Annotated in this window: 1 protein-coding gene; it reads left to right on the top strand. The window is 40.4% G+C overall.

Annotated elements, in window-relative coordinates:
* Positions 1–215 precede the first annotated feature (215 nt).
* Complete coding sequence (locus tag ACFQ1K_RS14525) at positions 216–1,175, top strand: IS110 family transposase (RefSeq protein ID WP_320556888.1); 960 nt, start codon at positions 216–218, stop codon at positions 1,173–1,175.
* The last annotated feature ends 37 nt before the right edge of the window (positions 1,176–1,212 follow it).

The following is a 1,212-nucleotide window of genomic DNA, read 5'->3' as shown; positions in this document are numbered from 1 at the left end:
TCCTAAGTTTGTATTATAGTTAAATTAGAGACTTTAACCAGAAAGAACAAAAGAGCAGAGTAAGATTATTATAGCCGTAGGAACTTTAGATTCCGTCAACAATGCGAATCCCTGCTCTTTTCCTATCTAAATTACCTTTAGTTCATTAGGCCTTTAGAGCCTGTTTTTAGGATGTTGTAATCCAGATAGTGTGTTCTTTACTAAAATTATTATCTATGAATAAAAGTAAGTTATTTTTTGGAATAGACATTTCAAAAGACAGTTTTGATGTCTATGGTGATTCCCTAGGGCACAAGAGTTATCCCAATAACAAGGAGGGCTTTAAGTTATTTCTAAAGGTATTGAACAGTTCCTCTCATTGCGTGATGGAGGCCACGGGTTGCTATCACCACAAGTTGTCCATGTTCCTGTACGGAAAGGGGATAGCCCTGAGTGTTTTGAACCCTGTAGTTATAAAACGTTTTATCCAGATGAAGCTAAAACGTGTAAAGACCGACAAGAGCGATGCTTTTATGATTTACAATTACGCCCTTGAACAAGTGCTTGAGCCGTGGGAGCCTGAGCATGCTTACATTATCAGGTCCAAAGAGCTGCTATCCCTGATACAGACCTATTCAAGGCAGTCGACAGCGTTAAAGAACAAGCTCCATGCCTTGGAGAACCGTGGACACGGCAGAAGCGTTCCGGTGACCTCTATTTTACGTCAGTTGCGCCAGTTAAAAAAGGAGCGCCGATTACTCGAGGATGAGCTAGAGTCATTGATAAAATCAAATGAGCCAAAATTGTTTTCCAGGCTTACTACGATCCCTGGAATCGGAAAGAAAACCGCTGTCCTGATGATGGTTAGCACATCAAATTTCAAGACCTTTGACAGCTACAGGCAGGTATCTTCCTTCCTTGGCCTGGCACCAAATGAGAGAAGCTCCGGGAGTAGTATAAGGGGCAAGTCAAGGATAAGCAAAACAGGGGATGGTTTGCTCAGGAACCATCTGTTTATGTGCAGCTTTACAGCTTGTATTCATAACCCACAATGTAAGGCTTTGTACGATCGTATAGTAGCCAAAGGGAAAAGTAAGAAACTAGCTTTAATCGCAGTCTGTAATAAGCTTATAAAACAAGCGTTTGCTATCGCAAAATCAGGATTGCCTTACGATTCTGATTATGCCATGAATTAAACCAAAATTTATTTGGATTTTAGCTTAGTTCATTGTT

This window comes from Winogradskyella aquimaris, assembly GCF_042676105.1.
Lineage (GTDB): Bacteria > Bacteroidota > Bacteroidia > Flavobacteriales > Flavobacteriaceae > Winogradskyella > Winogradskyella aquimaris.
This window is presented reverse-complemented; position numbering and strand designations above follow the sequence as displayed.

What these genes read in the sequence shown, in the direction of transcription:
- ACFQ1K_RS14525 (WP_320556888.1), top strand. Translation starts at nt 216, where the DNA reads ATGAATAAAAGTAAGTTATTTTTTGGAATAGACATTTCAAAAGACAGT.